Origin of the sequence: Sphingobium sp. CCH11-B1 (assembly GCF_001556865.1) — a bacterium.
Lineage (GTDB): Bacteria > Pseudomonadota > Alphaproteobacteria > Sphingomonadales > Sphingomonadaceae > Sphingobium.
The window spans coordinates 1-16082 of sequence record NZ_LSJY01000159.1 but is presented as its reverse complement, the minus strand read 5'-3'; the positions used below and the strand labels follow the sequence as shown (position 1 = coordinate 16082).

Below are 16082 nucleotides of genomic sequence, written 5' to 3'. Positions count from 1 at the left end.
GGCCAAGATGCCGCGACGGTCAAAACAGAATGAAGCGTCTCAATGGCGACATAATGGCTTTGCCTGGCCCAGAAAACGACAGAGTTGATGACTCTGCCCTTATGGTGCCTCAGGCTCATCGTCCTGGTCGAGGCGCGAGCAGCTCCGCGTTTGGTGTCCGTCGAGGGATTATGGCGGAAGTCCACGCGTGAGCGCCCCGGATCAATGACCCGCTTCATTCGCGAGCGCGGGCTGTTACCAGCCTCAGATGTCGATGCCATCATCGGCGGCGCTCCGGTCGATCTTATCGATTTTCAACGCGTCGTAGCGGACATCCCGCTCGCCGAGCGTCCGACGATGCGCGATTGGATCGACCGCTTCAATGATGGCGTGGAACGGCTCGCTGCCTGACACATCGCGCCGCGCTCTTTCAGACAGAACCCAGCTGCGGCGGTGCATGTTCTGACGGAATCCCGTGTGGCTAAGCGCGGGAAATCTTGCGCCCCGATATCATAAAGTGATATTTCTCCTTCCAACAGGAGTTTGTCCATGCCGTCCAGCTTCACTCTCGGTTCTCATTTTGAGAGCTTCATCAAACAGCAGGTCCATAGCGGGCGCTACGCTTCTGCGAGCGAGGTTGTACGTGATAGCCTGCGGCTCCTCGAGGAGCAGGACGCATTGCGCCAGGCACGGCTGGACGCCCTTCGTGCCGAGATCGACCTCGGTGCGGATAGTGGTCCCGGCATTCCCGCCGGACAGGCTTTCGCAAAGGCGCGCCAGCGCATTGCCGACATAGCAGCGGGTGTCGCGGAAAATTGATGCGTCTGGAATTTTCTCCCGCAGCCGAGACAGACGTTACCGAGATTGCCAGTTTCATTGCCCGGGACAACGTCCCGCGGGCAATCAGTTTCGTCGATGAACTGCAGTCGGCGTGCGAAGCACTCCTGGATTTCCCGCAATTGGGCACAGCTCGCCATGACATTCGAGAGGGACTGAGATCCAGGCCGCACGGAAGCTATGTGATCTTCTATGAGGTGCAGCCGACGACCGTCCGCATCCAGCGCATTTTGCACGGTGCACGTGATATCGGCGGCATCCTTTCGGTCAGTTGATTGCGCGGGCCCTTCGCTCGCCGCCGTCCCACCATCGGCATAAAGCTGGGAAGAGGGCACGTTCACCCGTGGAACGAGTAGATCGCGCCATTCTGTCCGAGACTCTGCTTGACGCCTGCCTGCCCACATCAGCCTTATCGTGGTTATGCGCCTGATCGACCAACTCGCGGCAACGCGGATCTACTATCTCCGACCACTTCCAACATTGCCCGATATCCTGCTGATCGACATCCCGGCCAGCTTCGCGGGAGACGGACTGGCGCTTGGCCGCTATTATCCGGTCATCCTCGAAAGCCTTGCCGAAATGCATGAGTTCGAGACTTTTCTACGCGAACGACGCTCTGAACTCATCCCTCCCTCGCTGCTCTCCCGGCGTCCCTCCAGCCTGCGCACGGACGGCATCGTTTTTGCCAGATACACTCCATCAGCGCCCGGCTGGCCCTGGCTACACCTATGCTGCTGGCCGGCCCGCTATACGATGATGGTCCCTGAACCGGCCGAAGAGTTTGCCCGCGGCGCCTACACGATCGACGCTTTCGAAAGCGTGGACGACACCATCCTCGCCGAACGGAGGCTGCTCGCGACATTGGGGCCGCATGAGGCGCGCTATGTTCTCTCGATTCCCGCTGTAGGAGGGCATGCTTGATCATCGCCCGCGATCCTGCCCCCGGTGATCAATGCACACCGCAGCATTTCTTGTATTTGCGGCCCGATCCGCAAGGGCAGGGATCGTTCCGGCCGACCCTCGTACGCCGAACTGGCGCGGGACGATGCGGATCATTCTCGAGCCGCCATTGATGCAGCATCTCCACCCAGATCGGGATGAGATCCGGAGCCTCGGCATCCCATCGGTTTTCCTCCGACCGATTGAGATCACGCTCGCCCTTGGCGAAGTCTCGTAACGTCCGGATGCCCGCTAGCGCCGCGTGGCAACCAGCATCGTCGTCCGCTTCGATGCGGGCCCAGCCGCCCGGAGACAGCGCTATCGCCTGTGCGAAGCCGTCGATCCACATCTCCCACAATGTCTCATCGGTGCGGGTGTCGGTTTCGAGAACGGGCGCATAGGCCCCCGGATGCCCCAGCGAATCGATAATCGCGTGGTAATGAGTCATCACCAGGTTGAGGAACGCCTGCAGTTCTGCCTCGGACTCGAATTCCGGTTCCCCATCGCCCTCGTCACCGGCCCAGATGAGCGGGATCCATTGTCCTGGCGTGATGAGGTCCGGGCTGACCACAATTCCCGTCAGAAAACCGTCCAGCTGCGAAATCAGCATCGCATCGGGCTGATCCAGCAACCGGCGGTCCAGAATATCGAGATAGGCGGGTTCGGACTCCATGGCGCACATTAACGCCGATGGCGCCGGCGGTCATCGTATCGTTGCAGGTGTAGACGAGGACAAGCCGTCTTCACCCTGGCGCTATCAATCCAGCGCCGCAGCAATGACGGGCGCCATATCGACGCGCTGCTTCATGATCTCCGTCAGCCAGACGAGATGTGCGGCGGCGTCAGCCAGAGGCAAGTGGCAGACTTCCTCGAACAGTTCCCTTTGATAATCGAGATCGCGCTCTAGGATATCGCGCAGCCGACCCCGTGCCGGACTGTCATCCGCTTCGATCCCGGCATTGGCCTCGCGCGCTGCATCGAGAAAAGCTTCGGCCAGTTCCTGCGCCTCATAATAGCCGCCATTGAGACCCTCGCTCGCGGCAAGGCTCGCCAGCCGGCGACGCACGAACGGCAGGTCGGGATCCACCGCCGCGTCATTGAGCGGCAGGTTGAAATCATAAGTGGCGAAATAGTTCTCGATCATGCAGTCATGAGAACATAAAATGAACAGGATTGCAACCGCCCTGTTTCGTATGGCATGACGCTGCCCATGTCCCGTTCTGTTTTTTGCGCCCATCCCGGTCCCGTCTCGTGCCCCCCGAAACTTGCAGTCCGTGCCTGGAACCGACGCCGATGAGCGCGAGCAAGCCGCCGCTGCGCCTGCGCGGGATCGTCCGGATCAGTGAACGCGGCCCCTTGCTGGAAGTCGATGATGGTCCGATCTGGCGTCTCGACACAGGCGAGAATCTCGAACCTCATCGCGATCGGTCTGTGCGCATAGAAGCGTGGCAGCGCGGGGCGAGCCTGCTCGAACTGCTCTGGATCGGTCCGGCCTGACGGCTGCCGGCTCACGGCCCGGTTTTTTGTCTCCCCACAAAGCCGCGGCGCGCATTGGCTGCGGCCGTCATTGGCAAAACCATATCCCAATGGTCTAGGCGCGACGCTTCCACCGCTCCAGCGCCGGCGCGATCCGCCGTGCCTTTGCCGCATAATCGACGACCTCATGCGACACGAGATGGTGCGCTGCGCAGCGAAGGGTCTCGATCGAAGGTGGAAAAGCCGAGTCCGCGCTTGCAAAGACGATCCGATTGCCGCGTCGTTCGGCCGGGATAGAGATCGCCCTACCGTCAAAGCTCGCCGCGATCCGACGGTTCAGAATGGCGAACGCCGTCTCATTGTCGCAGAGATTTGCGACCAGCAGGCCGGCGCTTCCGAGCCGTTCCCGGCAGTTGTCATAGAATGCCCGCTCACTCAGCGCCCGCGGAAGCCCGCGGCCATCGAAGCCGTCGAGGAGCAACACATCGGGGCGGCCCCCGGCCCTCGCGACATAATCCACGCCATCGGCGCAGATGACCCGGAAGCGGTGATCATCCGCCGGCACATGAAATTCATCCCTGAGCGCGATAACCTCGGGGTCGATCTCCACCACGGTGATGTCGCACTCGGGCAGCCACCGATAACATGCCTTGGCGAGCGATCCACCGCCCAGGCCGATCATCTCAATGCGCCGGGGATGGGGGCGGAACAGCCGGAAGCCCATCATCACCCGTGTATAGTCAAACAAGAGATGATCCGGGTCGCTCAGCTTCATCCCGCTCTGCACTGTCGTCCAGTCGAACAACAGCGAGAGCATGTCCCCGAACCGGAACAGCATCGGTCCCGTCGGACCAAAAGGGGTATCCACAGCGATCGGAATTTGCCCGACACCCCCAAACCGCTTCTGAAGGTCCGAACCCGGCTCGGGCCGTTCGAAACGTAGGCCGAAGAGCAGGTCGTGGAACTGGTCCAGATCAGCGCCGCCGCCCGGGGACACCGATTCGATCAAGCGAACCGCGTCATCCATCCTGCGCCATCCCGAAAGGCGTTTGCGCAGGGCGACCGCAAAGATCGCGCTCCCATCGAGCGAGTTCCACGGCGTTCAACGCTTCCAGCCTTGAAAGCCTCTCGGCGTCCTCTGGCCCCAGCGACCGGCTCGCCAAGCCCTCGCGCACGAAATCGTTCAGCAGCATGTTCTGCAGCAGGAGAAATCCCGTGAACCTCTTCGCCAATCACCCCACCATCATTCGCGCAACAGATTGGATAGAGTTCACGCGCAGCACTCTGCGGCTCACATTCTCGCGCCCGCTTTGCCCGCTCTGAAACTCGACCATGAGATAAATGCTAGCACATGGAATATAAATTTGTAAGATTGAAATCTGATGTTTTATACATCATATGACCGCAATGATCACCTCTCAGCAAATGCGGGCGGCGCGGGCGCTGCTCGGGATTGACCAGAAGCGACTGGCGGAACTGGCCGGCGTGTCGCTTCCCACAATCCAGCGCATGGAGACATCGGACGGGCAGGTGCGCGGCGTCGTGGAGACGCTGGTCAAGGTCGTCTCGGCGCTGGAGCGGGAAGGTGTCGAGCTGATCGGCGAAAATGTGCCGAGCCATGGCGCCGGGCGCGGGGTGCGCTTGCGTGATTGCTCGCCAGCACATCGTTGAATTGAAGATGGACAGGAACAGATGACCGACAGCAGCGATGATTATGTCTATGACGAGGAGAGCGGGGAATGGATGCCTGCCTCCGAACTGGCCGAGCGGCAGCGCAACACCGTGCAAGTGGAAGTTCGCGACGCAGTCGGCAATGTGCTTGCCGATGGCGACCAGGTGACCCTCATCAAGGATCTCGACGTCAAGGGAGCCGGGCAAACTCTCAAGCGCGGCACCCTCATCAAGTCGATCCGTCTGACCGGCGACGATCAGGAAATCGACTGCAAGTTCGACGGTATCAAGGGCCTCGTGCTGCGCGCCGAGTTTGTTCGCAAGCGCTGATGGCGCGGCGCAAGATCCCGATGCCATCTGCCGCGGCTATTCGTGCACTGGCAGATGGAGAGGGCCGCCTTGCGATCCGTGCGACCCCCAATGCCTCGGCTGATGCGATCCTATTGCCGTCGGTCCCCGGCGCAGCCGAGTTGATCGTGCGGACCACGGCAACACCGGAGGGCGGTAAGGCCAACGAAGCAATTCTGGGACTTCTCGCCGAGGCACTGGGTCAGCCGGCTTCCGCGCTTGAATTGCTGCGCGGTGGCAATGGACGAAAGAAGCTCGTTCGCATCGCGACCGCACCGCGATGAGAGCGCCATGCTGATCCGTCAGGGCGATGCGCGGGACAGTCGGCTTGATCGGAAGCTGGCCTTCGCGCTCGCCGCCGTCGCCGGTGGGCTCAACGCCGCCGCCTTTCATGAGGTCGGTTTCTTCTCGGCCAATATGACCGGCAACGTGTCGGCCTTGTCCAGCTTGCTTGCCATGGGGCAATGGGCAAATGGTCTTGGCTATCTCGCCATCATCCTCGCCTTCATCACTGGAGCGATGGTCTCGACGCTGGCGATCGGCGCAGGCCTGCGACGCGCTATCGTCACCATCTATGCGCGTGTCATCCTTGGGGAGGCGGCGCTACTCGCATTGCTCGGCGTCTCCCGCATGGCACTCGACCGCGCGGCCGGTGTACCCTTGCTCATCATCGGCCTAGCCTTCCTGATGGGACTGCAGAACGCCATCGTCACGCATATCTCCAATGCCCGCGTACGCACGACGCACATCTCGGGCATGTCGACCGATATCGGCATTGGCCTTGCCCGGATGCTCGATATCCTTCGCGGAAAGGCTGACTCCGTGGATCGCGGGGAGATTATGACCCGGTTGAACCTTCATGCTGGCACGGTGCTCTCCTTCCTGCTGGGCGGGATCGCAGGGGTCTTGGCATGGCGCATAGTGGGTGATCTTTGCTTCGTGATCGCAGGCCTTGTTCTCGCGGCCGTCGCGGCAACCTCCATGCAAAGCGGCGCCCAAATCATTTCGCCAAATGATCCGCTTGATTGATCACCGTCGCATCATCACTCATGACTATGGTGAAATGAGGCCCTCGGCCGAAACCGTTACAGAGGGCCGATGAATCTCCTACCGCAATGGACCGATCGAGCGGACAAGCGCGGGCTCGACCCGCTCGGGATGCAGAATAGTGGCGTGCTGCTCTATCAGTCGCTTCTCCCCGGCATCAGCAACGTCACACTGCGCATGCGCTATTATGGCTATTATTGCTGGCTAAGCGAGACCTATGCGCGCCGCGGCGCTACCAACGATTTCGAAGCATGGCGCAGCTGGGTCCGGCGTGCCGAAGCGCTCTATGCCCTGGTCTCCGCGCAGGCCGATGAGACCGGCGTTGGCGGTATCGACTGGGCGAACCGACGGCTCGCTGTCTCAGACCGCATCATCGACTTCGACGGCGCTGCATCTACCGACCCCTCGCAAGAACGCTATCTGCGCCAGTCGCTCGGCGTCTTCGGCGGCGCCTATTACAGCCAGATGGCGGAGATGGGCTTGTTCACGCTGAACAGACACGGAATCCAGGTGGCGACGCGCGATCTGGGCCTCCGCGCTGCCACGCTATTCTCCGAGGCGATCGGACCGGACCTCGCCAAATTGCTGCGCCGCAAGATCGCCCATCCCCAAATCAGTCTGCGCGATCTGGAACGTCTTGAGCCCATCATACCCTCGCGAATCGATGTTGAAGGCGAAGAGCGCCTCTTTTACGAGACGCTCCTCTTCGCCAGGGGGGAAGGCGCTCCGCACAGCGCGCCCAGCCGCGCGGCGACCCTGACACTGATCCTCGATGCGGCGCGGGCGGCTGAAGAATGGCCGGACCCCGATCGCGTTCGCTGGCATTTGTTCGAACCGCCCACACAGATGTTGGCTGACGATCTCGAAGCACAACGCCTCAAGTGGGAAGCCTATCAGTGCCAGGATCTGATGCAGGTCGCCTGCGCTGCGCTTCTGGCATGGGCCATCGCGATCATCAACAGCACCCCTCATGGGTGCTCGCTCCCCGAAATTCGGGCCAAGGTCATCGATCATCTGGCCGCGCAGGAGAAAGACGCCTTTCCTCAGACTTGGCGCGGCATCCGTATGGATCTCGATTCGACGGCCTTTGCCTATGAAGAAGCCTGGGATATCTTGACCAGTGCGCGGGGCGCTCCCGCCGACAAGGCGCTTGTTGCCATCGAACTCATGGCGGCACTGCAGCAGCGTCTCGCCGACCGATCCGATCTTGCCGCGGCCGCTGGCCAGGGGCTCCCCGACCGGGGCTCGGCGCATTCGTTGCTGACGGAAATCGCTTGGCTCGAGCAGAGGGAAGGGGAGGCCGTCGCCGATCTCATCGCCGACTATATGCTCGAGCGCGTCGTTCGCCGCCACAGCTGGGTCGCCATGCAGAAACTGCGCCGCCAACGCGATTATACCTTCCTGTTCGAGCAGAGGGACAACCGGTTCCTCTATCTGAGCGCCTATCAGCCCGTCGCGACCACGCCGCGCCTGCAACCGGCGATCCAGTTCCTCGCCGACATCCATTTGCTCGATGAAAATGGTCTCACCCCCCTCGGCATGGCGGTGCTGGAGGCGGCGCGATGAAGCTTCCCGATCGCCTTGGCCGCCGTTTAGGCCGCCCGTTCCACAGCGCTGTCGCCACGAGCTTCGCCGTCGAGTTTGCGGCTGTCGAGGAAATCCTTCTGCCCCAGCTCATGGCGAGCGGGGCCTCCAACCTCCTGCTCATCACCGATGCCCGCATGGCGGCCCTTGCGCTCTCCGATGGATCGACTCTGCCGACCGCGCTCGGCCGCGATTATGCGCTCTATAGCCCACCGGCCGTCGAGGGCATTTTTCATCCCAAGATCATCCTGCAGATCGGCCGCGAAAGCGCGCGCGCCTTTGTGAGTTCCGCCAACCTGACTGCCTCGGGTCTCGCGGGGAACGCCGAAGTCGTCATCGAAATCGAGTGCAGGGATGAAGAGAGCGCCGAGCGCGAGATCATCCGTGCCGCCTGGCGCTATCTCAATGCACTTGTCCCCATGACCCCATCGCCCGCGCGTGATGCATTGCTCTGGGCACGTGAGCGTGCAGCATGGCTCGATGGTCCGATTGGGGAGAGCCTCCATGAACTGGACGACGGCACGGGCATAGCCTTTCTTCATGCCCCCGGTGAAGTTGGCATCGGCGATCAGTTCGTCTCGTTCGTCGGCGACGAAAAGGTCGAGACGCTGGTTGTGATCAGCCCTTATTGGGACAGCGATCTCGCCGCCCTTGCCGACCTTTTCCGGCGTCTTTCGCCCAGAAAAATCATTCTGCCGATCGATCCTGACGCCCATGAATTCCCCAAGGACGCGCCGTTTGCAGGAAAAGTGCGGCTCGTTGCGCTCCAATGGCCGTCGTACCGCTTCACGCACGCCAAGATCATCATCGCCGCGACCGCGCGGTACGACCATGTTCTTCTGGGCAGTTCAAACTGCACCGCCGCGGCGCTGGGCCGCCCCGGTGCCGTCGGCGCCAATGCCGAAGCCTGTATCTACCGCCGCTTGCCTCGCGGCACCGCCCGTGAAGCGCTCGCGCTTGACCGATGGCTCGATGGCGAGGCCCTCGATCTCGACGATCTGCCCGAACCGGCGGAGACACCGCCAATTCCGTTACGAGATGTCGAGGCCCGTCAGCCCGGCACCTTCGAACTCGATTCCGGCCTCCTTCACTGGGCACCCGCACACTTCGATCGCGAGGCCCTGCATGTCCAGTTGCTCGATCGTCATGCCAGGCTTCTGGTGGCAATCCCTGTCGCAGCCTTTCAGCACTCGGCCGATCGCTGGACGATAGCGATCGACGCCGATGTCGCTCCGGTCCTGCGCTTCGCACGCCTTGTGGATGGCGAGGACTTTTCAACCATCGCCCCTGTGACCCATCGCGCGGTTCTGCGCAGTCGACGCAAGGAAGTGGCGACGGGCGCGATTGCCCGCGCGCTCATACCCTTCACAACCGGGGCTGATTTCGACCTGTGGATGCATCAGGCCTTCGAAACCCTCGCCAGGGCGGATTTCGACACCGATCAGGAACGCGCCAGGCTCTCGGCGACCCGACCCCAGGTTCGGAAGCCCGACAGCGAGATGGCTGCGCCCGTCACACTCAGCTATGAGGACTTCACACAGGCCAAGGCAGATGCGGGACGCCAGGCGCGCGACGGCGCCAACAGTCTTGCAGGAACCTATAGCGACAGCATCCGCGACTTTCTCAATCTACTCTCCGGCCGAGGTAGCCTGCCAGGCGCTGATGATGACTATGACCCCGCTTTCGACCCGCCGGCCGACGAGAGTGATGGGGAGGAAGACGCGGATGGTCCCGACACACAGGCACTCACATCTGCCTCGTCGGACGAGGAAGAACCACGCCACGAGCCGATCAATCCGCGCCTCTATGAGCGCCATGTCACGGCATATGCCGAAGGACTCGAAGAAGGCGACGAGCCGCTCGGTTCGAGTGATGTGCTCAGGCTGCGGTTCTGGACCCTTTTCCTTATGTACAAGGGCCGTTGCGGCGACCTGCCCAAAGGGCTGGAGACATCGAGCGCTGCGCTGGGCTGGCCGCGTTTCCTTGTTCGCGTCCTGGTAGGCTTCTTCTGCGGCCGCAAACCGGCGATCACCCGGCTCATGCTGGCGCGAGACTATGAGGCGATGCCGGTCGATTTCATGGAGTGCTGGGCCACGATTCTCTGGGCGCTCGACGCCATCGAACGCGCGCTGGTGGACCGCCCCAGAGATCGTGTGTTCCTGAAATATATTCCCGGCCTGCGGCAGCGCATCATCTCGCTGCTCGCTCTGGCTCCCGCGGAACTCCATGGCAATATGGTGATGGACATTCGCGCGGGCCTTGATCGCTCGATCGGGCAGCGGCTTGGCCTCGCTCCACCGATGGACGCGAGCGCTGCCACCGCCCAGGGCCGCAGTTCGACCATCAAAGGAGATCGCGGATGACAGGCGAGACAACAGACCACGCACCTTCTGCGATCGAAGAAGGCAAGCGCTGGTCGATCTGGATCGATATCGAAGGCTTCAGCACGCTTTGGGATCGCGGAAACAAGGCGGTTCGGGGTCTCACCGCGCTCATGGAAGGCATCTATCGCCTGGGGAGCGAAGTCTATCGTGACGATGGCGACCGGCTTTTCGCGCATCAGTTCGGTGACGGCTTTATCATCGTTGCGGATTTTCACGAACCCGAACTCGATCGATGCGCCGCGATCGCCGTCTCCCTGATGCGCCATGTCTCGCGCGCCGGTTGCCTCGCACGGGCCGCCATCGCAGAGGGTGAGTTCGCCGACATTTCCGGCCTGTGGCCCAAGGTCATACGCGAAGCGACCGCACGCGACGGCTCGGACGATTGCGTGGCGCTGGGCAGTGGGATCATGACGCTCTTGCCGGTCATGGGAACCGCCCTCATTGCGGCCAACAAACTCGACGCGAAAAACCCCGTGAAAGGATCGATTCTCACCGTCGCAACCGACAACGCCGCGCGCATATCACCATCCTTCCAGCGCAAGGAAGCCGCAGACGACAGCCGCTTTACGATCATCGACTGGGTCCATGCGGACCATGGACTCATAGACCAGATCTGGACCGCCGCCAGTATCGGCAGACCTATAGGCGAGGCAGAGCAAGCCGTTCGGGATTATGCCGCCGCCGAGCATCCTCCTACCGCCTGGATCGAGGGGACCTTCGGCTACAATGCGATCCGCTGACGATCCGCCGACATACCGGTCTGCTGGCTGAGCCGCCGCGGGCTCATGCTAACCTCAAGCGCATCCTGTCTGACCGCTCGTTTCAGCCGAGGATCGGGGACCGCGAACAGATCACCAATTGCCGGGAGCCGCGCGTCATCGCCACATAAAGATGACGCGCATCAAGTTCATCGGCTCCCAGAACCACCGCGACATCGGCCTCCAGCCCCTTGAGCAGCAAGGTGCTGCCCACCGACCGTCGCGGCAGTGACCGACCGACGAGGCGATACTCCTCCCGCATAGCGATCACCGTTTCGACAAATGCCGTTCCGTCCCGCTCGCAGCGTTGCAGCGCCTGCATGCAGGCCCGAAACACCGCCGGACGAAAGAGACGCGCGCCGCTTTGTTTGTTGAGCTCCACAAGAAGTCCGGCGACCCGCTGGTGGCATCGGTCCGCCTCGAAGGCGAGGGCGGCCCCTTCGACCTCATTGGCTTGCCTGCGAGCCTGGCCGCTGCGCAAGCTGCTAAGCCTTCGGGTGAGTTCCGCCGTCCCCACATTGGTCATGAGCTTCTGCGCGAAATCGAGGATCTGGCCGGTCGCCGCAGGGCCGGCCAGATCCAGCGCCTCGGCAAACGAGACCAGGTCCCGCAAATCGACCGCCTCGACGGTCACCGCACCTGGCGTCTGGCTGGCAAAGCGTTGCTGGCTCCCGGGATTGCGCGAGTCGCCGATGATTAGGACCGAGCCATCGGTCGCAGGTGAGCGGCTCTGGCAGGCGCCAAGCTGCTTTGGATGGTCGTTCTGGCTGCCGTCGAGCTGGATCCAACGCACCTCGGGGACCGCTTGCCGCAAGTCGATCTTCCGTCCGGCATGGAGTTCGTCGCGGACATGGAGGAGCCATTGGCCGAAAACCTCGGTGCCGGCGTTTTTCCATCGCCAGGGATCACCCAGCGTGCCGGCAACCTCAAAATGGCGGAGCACTTGGCCATTCCAGTCCGCAAGCGGGTCATTGCGATCGAAACCGAAGATCGCCTGCATGGGATCGCCCACGACCGCGGTCGGCAAGAGGGTGGAGAGCGCGCAGACCAGCTGGTGCTGGAGACCTGAACAATCCTGATATTCGTCGACCAGCAGCCGCGCGTAACTGGCCTGGATCACATCGGACACATGGCCCGATGCAAGAAGCTGGGCCGCCGCCCGCCTGATCGCGACATAGCCCGGTGTTCGCCCCTCGAGGATCGCCGGATCATGGCCCGAGCGAAGCGGAAAGGTCTTGATCAGGCGCATCGCCCATCCATCGATGGTCGCGAGCCTGTAATGGCGGGGCGGCACGCTGGCGCGATCAAGCCGTCCCCGTAATGCCGCGACACCTGCATTGGTATGGGTGAGCACCAGAATCGGCTTGCTCTCCCCGTGGCGCGACAGGGCACGGCTCAGCAATTCTGTTTTGCCGCAGCCGGCAGGCGCGACGACCGCGCCGCGCGCGATCGCGAGCAAATCAGGCGTGGTATCAGACATGGCCGAACCATTGGAAAAGCGCGTCGATGGTCGTGCGAAGCTTGGTGCCAGCGATCTGGTGCAGGTCCGGGGCGATGATATCCAGCGCCACGGCCTCCATGGCGCTGACACTTTTGAACCAACCCCTGCGGGTCCGTGATGCGCGACCAAGCATGTTACGCGTGGCAGCATCCAGGCTGCCGAATGTCGCTGCCGTCTTCACAACATCCAACTGATAGCCGTTTTGCGAAACCGACCGTATATGATCGCCAACGACGCTTTCTTCCTTGAGATCGATGGCACGTTCGAGAAGCTGTCTCGCGGCGCCGATCGACAGGGACATGAACAGCTCATCCTCCAGCGCATGACCATCGGCCCATTTGAAGACCTGACCGCCCGCCTGAAGGAAACCGGCCTCGAGATCCCCATGAACCGCGATGTCGCTGTCGCGCAGAACCGCCGTGCGATAGCCCATCTGCTGAAAGGCGATCGCGCGAGTGAAGGTCGTATCCCCGCCGCCATCGACAAGGGCTACGCCGAGCGCTGTCAGCGAAGGCCAATTCATTGCTTGACGATAGAGATCGATCCCACGGATCAACCCCACCTCGCTTGCGCCCTCACAGACGAGGACCGACCGGGCAAGCAATGCGTCGGGGAATTTGCGCACCGTGCCCTGAACATCGCCGGCGAGGCCCATCCATGACACCATATGCCCGAAGGGCCCCGGCCGAACGACATGGAGCTGCTTGACCGACAATTCCCGAACCGCGACAGGGGAATGGCTGGTGACGAAGGCCTGCAAAGGCGGCGTCGCCTCCTTTGCACCCAGTTCAGTCAGAAGGCGAATGATCCGGTGCGGCTCAAGACCGTGCTCCAGCTCATCGATCAGGATCATCGGGGCATCGCCAGCAACATGCCGCTGCAATCCCGCGACGAGTAGGCGGATCGACCCCAGTCCGAGACCACGCAGCGGCACGCCGTCCCCACCATGCAGCGAGATCGTCCCGCCGGTGAAGTTCACACCATGGGCATCGAGCAAGGCCTGAACCTGCCCGGCAATGGGCACACCGAGCCTGCCCGCCGTCGTCTGGACCGCGGCAAGCGCCTCGCCGAGCTGATCCTTCGCTTTGTTGCCAAAGGCGATACGTGCGTCTCGCGCGGCTTGCGCAATCGCTGAGGCGGCGCTGGCCCGCTCCTCGGAGACCTTGTTCAGTATCGAGCCGCGCTTCCAGCTCAGATTGTGCTCACCCGATTGCCCCAGCCGGGTCGGCGCAAGCCGCACACGATCCGCCCAGCTCAGATTGCGCGACTGTCCAAGTCCCGCCGCTCTCGGGGAGACAAGCTGCCATTGCGGCTCAAGATCGTCGCCCACTGTCAGCTCGATGGTGACAACCGTATCAAGGCCCAAACCGGGCTCATCCTCGATGACGCCGCTCTGGAAATTGAAGCCCCGAAGATACAGGCCATAAGCGTCCATCGAACGCAGATGACTGTCCAGTTCCCCCAGCGTCACACTGATCTGGATCGGCTGCTCAAGCTTGAGCCGGTGGAAATCATCGTCGCAAAAAGTGAGATTCCGCCGCGCGCCGAGGCAAAAATCGATCGCATCGAGTATAGTCGATTTGCCGCTGTCTCCAGGGCCGATCAGGCAGTTGATGCCGGGAAGCGGAAACCAGTCCAGTCGTCCAATCGATCGGAAGTTCCTGATCTCGATCTTACGAATCCGCGCCATTCAGCCCATACCCCCACCTTAGGACAGAATCACTAGCGGCTGGACTGGCCTGCCGATAGTCAGTCGATAGTCAAAATCCGCTGCATGAGCTGAGGTGTCACCAGATCTTCACAGCCCTGCGCGGATCTCTATGCCGACGCCAGCATAAGGCCCGCCGGCCCACCTATCAGGAGCCCAACCCCAATGCGCCGTGATGAAATCGATCAGGACCTGCGCAATCTGGCCTTCGACTTTTTCTACTGGTTTTCCCGCTTCGAGTTCGCCCTGAAGGAAAAGCGCTTCCTCAAGAACGACGCCATCGGTGCGCGCGCCGAGCCCGACTGGGACAAGTTCGTGAGTGCGCATCGCGTCGCTTATGCCCTGACCCCTGCCGGCAAGGCGCTGCTTGCCGAGAAGCCCCGAAGGCAGATCGTCGGTGATCCGGATCATGGCTTCGAAGATGTGCCTTTCTCTCCCAACACGGCCGATCTCGATCGGGTCGTCGCCTATGCCAAGACCGTGCGCAACAATCTCTTCCATGGCGGCAAACATGGCCACGACCAATGGGACGATCCCGTCCGGATGCGCCGCCTGCTCGAGCTGACCATCGCCGTTTTGGGTGAACTGGCGGCGCTGGGCGAGTTCGGCGGTGATTATGACCGCACCTACTGACGGCGTAGCGCGATGAAACCCTCCACCTATTTTATCGACGAGAGCGGCCATAGCGGCGACCTTGCCTCGGCCAAGGCCCTCGATTTCGCCAACCAGCCGGTCTTCGCGCTCGCCTGTATCGGCGTGGTCGACGAGCAGGGGCTCGCCGATGAGATGGAGCGACTGCGCATCCTCCATCGCTGCGGACCCGGTGAACTCAAATCGGACATGGCGCGGCTTCCACAATTCGTGACCGACCTCGTGGCTTATCTCGGGGCCTGCGACTGCCCGGTCTTCATCGAACTGGTCGACAAGCGCTTCTTCATCGCCATCCATATCGTGAACCATCTGCTCTGCGGCGGTATCGGGCTCGATCATGTTCCCATGCCGGTACGCAATGCCGTCGCGGAATTCCTGACCGACGAGCCCTCGGACCAGATCCTCCTCGATTATATCGCGGCCTGTCGCGTGCACTCTATCGACGCGATCCGTACTCTCCTGAACGCGCTCTGGACCTGGCTCGATGCCTCGGACGAGGATGTCGCCCGCATCGCGCAATTCCTCACGATGGAAGCACGGGACCGCCTCAATCTGGGCGAGTCCAAGCTGGAAGACTTCCTGCCGCTTGCCGATCGCACCGAGACCGACCGCATGGTCTGGATGTTGCCCAATCTGACATGCCTCACCAATATCTACGCCCGCATCAACCTGTCACGGCCCGATGGGCTCGACGGCATCACATTGGTTCATGACGAGCAGCTGCAATATGGCCGCATCCTCGCGGACACCAAGGCGCTCATGGAAGAACTCGCCCGGCAGGGGAATGCGCCGTCCGCGCTCTTCGCCGATTATGATCTTTCCGGTGCTGCGGCTCTTCGCTTTGTCGCCAGCACAAGCGACATCCACCTCCAGGCTTCCGACCTTCTCGCGGGATGTGCGATGCGTTTTGCCCGTGACGCCATGGCCAAACGTCGCAAGCTCAGCCCCAAACTCCGGGATGCTTTCTTTGCCCTGCTGGGCCTGACCGAAGAGACCCAGGGCCGAGGGATCAACCTCGTTTTCACCGATACCGCGCTGGAGAAAATGGGCGTGCCGGTCTTCAGGTTACCGCCATGGCTGGACCTTGATCATGACGGATGATGCTCGCCCGGACAGGCGATTACGACGAACGGGCGGGGCGGATGCCCGCAAGCGGGCACCGGGCTCTATCTCCGCTCCGCTCCGACCAAGCCCCTGAA

20 protein-coding genes are annotated in these 16082 nt (G+C 62.1%); 14 read left to right on the top strand and 6 right to left on the bottom strand.

The window, feature by feature from the left end; genetic code table 11:
* Positions 1-204 precede the first annotated feature (204 nt).
* The 4 genes from AX724_RS24975 to AX724_RS16400 all read left to right on the top strand — a co-directional run bounded on the left by AX724_RS24975 (position 205) and on the right by AX724_RS16400 (position 1737).
* Positions 205-390 carry a hypothetical protein gene (locus AX724_RS24975; protein ID WP_443018732.1) on the top strand — a complete coding sequence of 62 codons (186 nt, stop codon included), beginning with the start codon at positions 205-207 and terminating at the stop codon, positions 388-390.
* A gap of 138 nt (positions 391-528) precedes the next feature.
* The gene (locus AX724_RS16410; RefSeq protein WP_066768276.1) at positions 529-798 is read left to right on the top strand and encodes a type II toxin-antitoxin system ParD family antitoxin; all 270 of its coding nucleotides are present in this window, start codon (positions 529-531) and stop codon (positions 796-798) included.
* Positions 798-1091, top strand: coding sequence for a type II toxin-antitoxin system RelE/ParE family toxin (locus AX724_RS16405; RefSeq protein ID WP_066768274.1), 294 nt, complete (start codon positions 798-800; stop codon positions 1089-1091). The genes AX724_RS16410 and AX724_RS16405 overlap by 1 nt, the downstream gene beginning before the upstream one ends.
* Positions 1092-1236: 145 nt before the next feature.
* Positions 1237-1737, top strand: a complete 501-nt coding sequence (locus AX724_RS16400) for a hypothetical protein (RefSeq protein WP_066768272.1) — start codon at positions 1237-1239, stop codon at positions 1735-1737.
* Positions 1738-1765: 28 nt separating this feature from the next.
* Here the strand turns inward: AX724_RS16400 and AX724_RS16395 are convergent, their stop codons facing one another.
* Together AX724_RS16395 and AX724_RS16390 are read right to left on the bottom strand one after the other, a co-directional pair.
* Positions 1766-2428, bottom strand: a complete 663-nt coding sequence (locus tag AX724_RS16395; RefSeq protein ID WP_066768270.1) for a UPF0149 family protein — start codon at positions 2426-2428, stop codon at positions 1766-1768.
* Positions 2429-2512: 84 nt separating this feature from the next.
* Entirely contained in the window at positions 2513-2899 is a 387-nt protein-coding gene (locus AX724_RS16390; RefSeq protein ID WP_066768268.1) for a hypothetical protein, read from the bottom strand.
* Between the two features lie 149 nt (positions 2900-3048).
* Here AX724_RS16390 and AX724_RS16385 point away from each other — a divergent pair, with 149 nt between their 5' ends.
* Positions 3049-3252 (top strand): DUF5818 domain-containing protein, encoded by a 204-nt coding sequence (locus AX724_RS16385; RefSeq protein ID WP_066768266.1) that lies wholly within the window; start codon positions 3049-3051, stop codon positions 3250-3252.
* A 94-nt stretch (positions 3253-3346) separates the two neighbouring features.
* Here AX724_RS16385 and AX724_RS16380 read toward each other — a convergent pair whose 3' ends face one another.
* The gene (locus tag AX724_RS16380; protein WP_066768263.1) at positions 3347-4258 is read right to left on the bottom strand and encodes a fused MFS/spermidine synthase; all 912 of its coding nucleotides are present in this window, start codon (positions 4256-4258) and stop codon (positions 3347-3349) included.
* Positions 4251-4463 carry a hypothetical protein gene (locus tag AX724_RS16375; RefSeq protein ID WP_156448120.1) on the bottom strand — a complete coding sequence of 71 codons (213 nt, stop codon included), beginning with the start codon at positions 4461-4463 and terminating at the stop codon, positions 4251-4253. Before AX724_RS16375 ends, AX724_RS16380 begins: the two co-directional genes overlap by 8 nt.
* Before the next feature lie 175 nt (positions 4464-4638).
* Here AX724_RS16375 and AX724_RS16370 point away from each other — a divergent pair, with 175 nt between their 5' ends.
* The 7 genes from AX724_RS16370 (at position 4639) to AX724_RS16340 (ending at position 11005) form a co-directional block, all read left to right on the top strand.
* The gene (locus AX724_RS16370; RefSeq protein ID WP_066768278.1) at positions 4639-4902 is read left to right on the top strand and encodes a helix-turn-helix domain-containing protein; all 264 of its coding nucleotides are present in this window, start codon (positions 4639-4641) and stop codon (positions 4900-4902) included.
* Positions 4903-4923: 21 nt separating this feature from the next.
* A complete protein-coding gene (locus tag AX724_RS16365; RefSeq protein WP_066768261.1) occupies positions 4924-5232 on the top strand; it encodes an alkylphosphonate utilization protein in 309 nt (102 codons plus the stop codon).
* Positions 5232-5534: a DUF167 domain-containing protein gene (locus AX724_RS16360; RefSeq protein WP_066768260.1), complete on the top strand. Its 303-nt coding sequence runs from the start codon at positions 5232-5234 to the stop codon at positions 5532-5534. The genes AX724_RS16365 and AX724_RS16360 overlap by 1 nt, the downstream gene beginning before the upstream one ends.
* Positions 5535-5541: 7 nt before the next feature.
* Positions 5542-6279: a YoaK family protein gene (locus tag AX724_RS16355; protein WP_066768258.1), complete on the top strand. Its 738-nt coding sequence runs from the start codon at positions 5542-5544 to the stop codon at positions 6277-6279.
* Between the two features lie 69 nt (positions 6280-6348).
* On the top strand, positions 6349-7863 hold the full coding sequence (locus AX724_RS16350) for a hypothetical protein (RefSeq protein ID WP_066768256.1): 1515 nt from the start codon (positions 6349-6351) through the stop codon (positions 7861-7863).
* Positions 7860-10244: a hypothetical protein gene (locus AX724_RS16345; protein WP_066768254.1), complete on the top strand. Its 2385-nt coding sequence runs from the start codon at positions 7860-7862 to the stop codon at positions 10242-10244. Before AX724_RS16350 ends, AX724_RS16345 begins: the two co-directional genes overlap by 4 nt.
* Entirely contained in the window at positions 10241-11005 is a 765-nt protein-coding gene (locus tag AX724_RS16340; RefSeq protein WP_066768252.1) for a hypothetical protein, read from the top strand. Before AX724_RS16345 ends, AX724_RS16340 begins: the two co-directional genes overlap by 4 nt.
* A gap of 82 nt (positions 11006-11087) precedes the next feature.
* Here the strand turns inward: AX724_RS16340 and AX724_RS16335 are convergent, their stop codons facing one another.
* Both AX724_RS16335 and AX724_RS16330 read right to left on the bottom strand, forming a co-directional pair.
* Positions 11088-12503, bottom strand: a complete 1416-nt coding sequence (locus AX724_RS16335) for a UvrD-helicase domain-containing protein (RefSeq protein ID WP_066768249.1) — start codon at positions 12501-12503, stop codon at positions 11088-11090.
* Positions 12496-14214, bottom strand: coding sequence for an ATP-dependent nuclease (locus AX724_RS16330; protein WP_066768243.1), 1719 nt, complete (start codon positions 14212-14214; stop codon positions 12496-12498). Before AX724_RS16330 ends, AX724_RS16335 begins: the two co-directional genes overlap by 8 nt.
* 183 nt (positions 14215-14397) lie before the next feature.
* Here AX724_RS16330 and AX724_RS16325 point away from each other — a divergent pair, with 183 nt between their 5' ends.
* Both AX724_RS16325 and AX724_RS16320 read left to right on the top strand, forming a co-directional pair.
* Positions 14398-14865 (top strand): hypothetical protein, encoded by a 468-nt coding sequence (locus AX724_RS16325; protein WP_066768241.1) that lies wholly within the window; start codon positions 14398-14400, stop codon positions 14863-14865.
* Between the two features lie 12 nt (positions 14866-14877).
* Positions 14878-15984, top strand: coding sequence for a DUF3800 domain-containing protein (locus tag AX724_RS16320; protein WP_066768239.1), 1107 nt, complete (start codon positions 14878-14880; stop codon positions 15982-15984).
* Positions 15985-16082 lie beyond the last annotated feature (98 nt).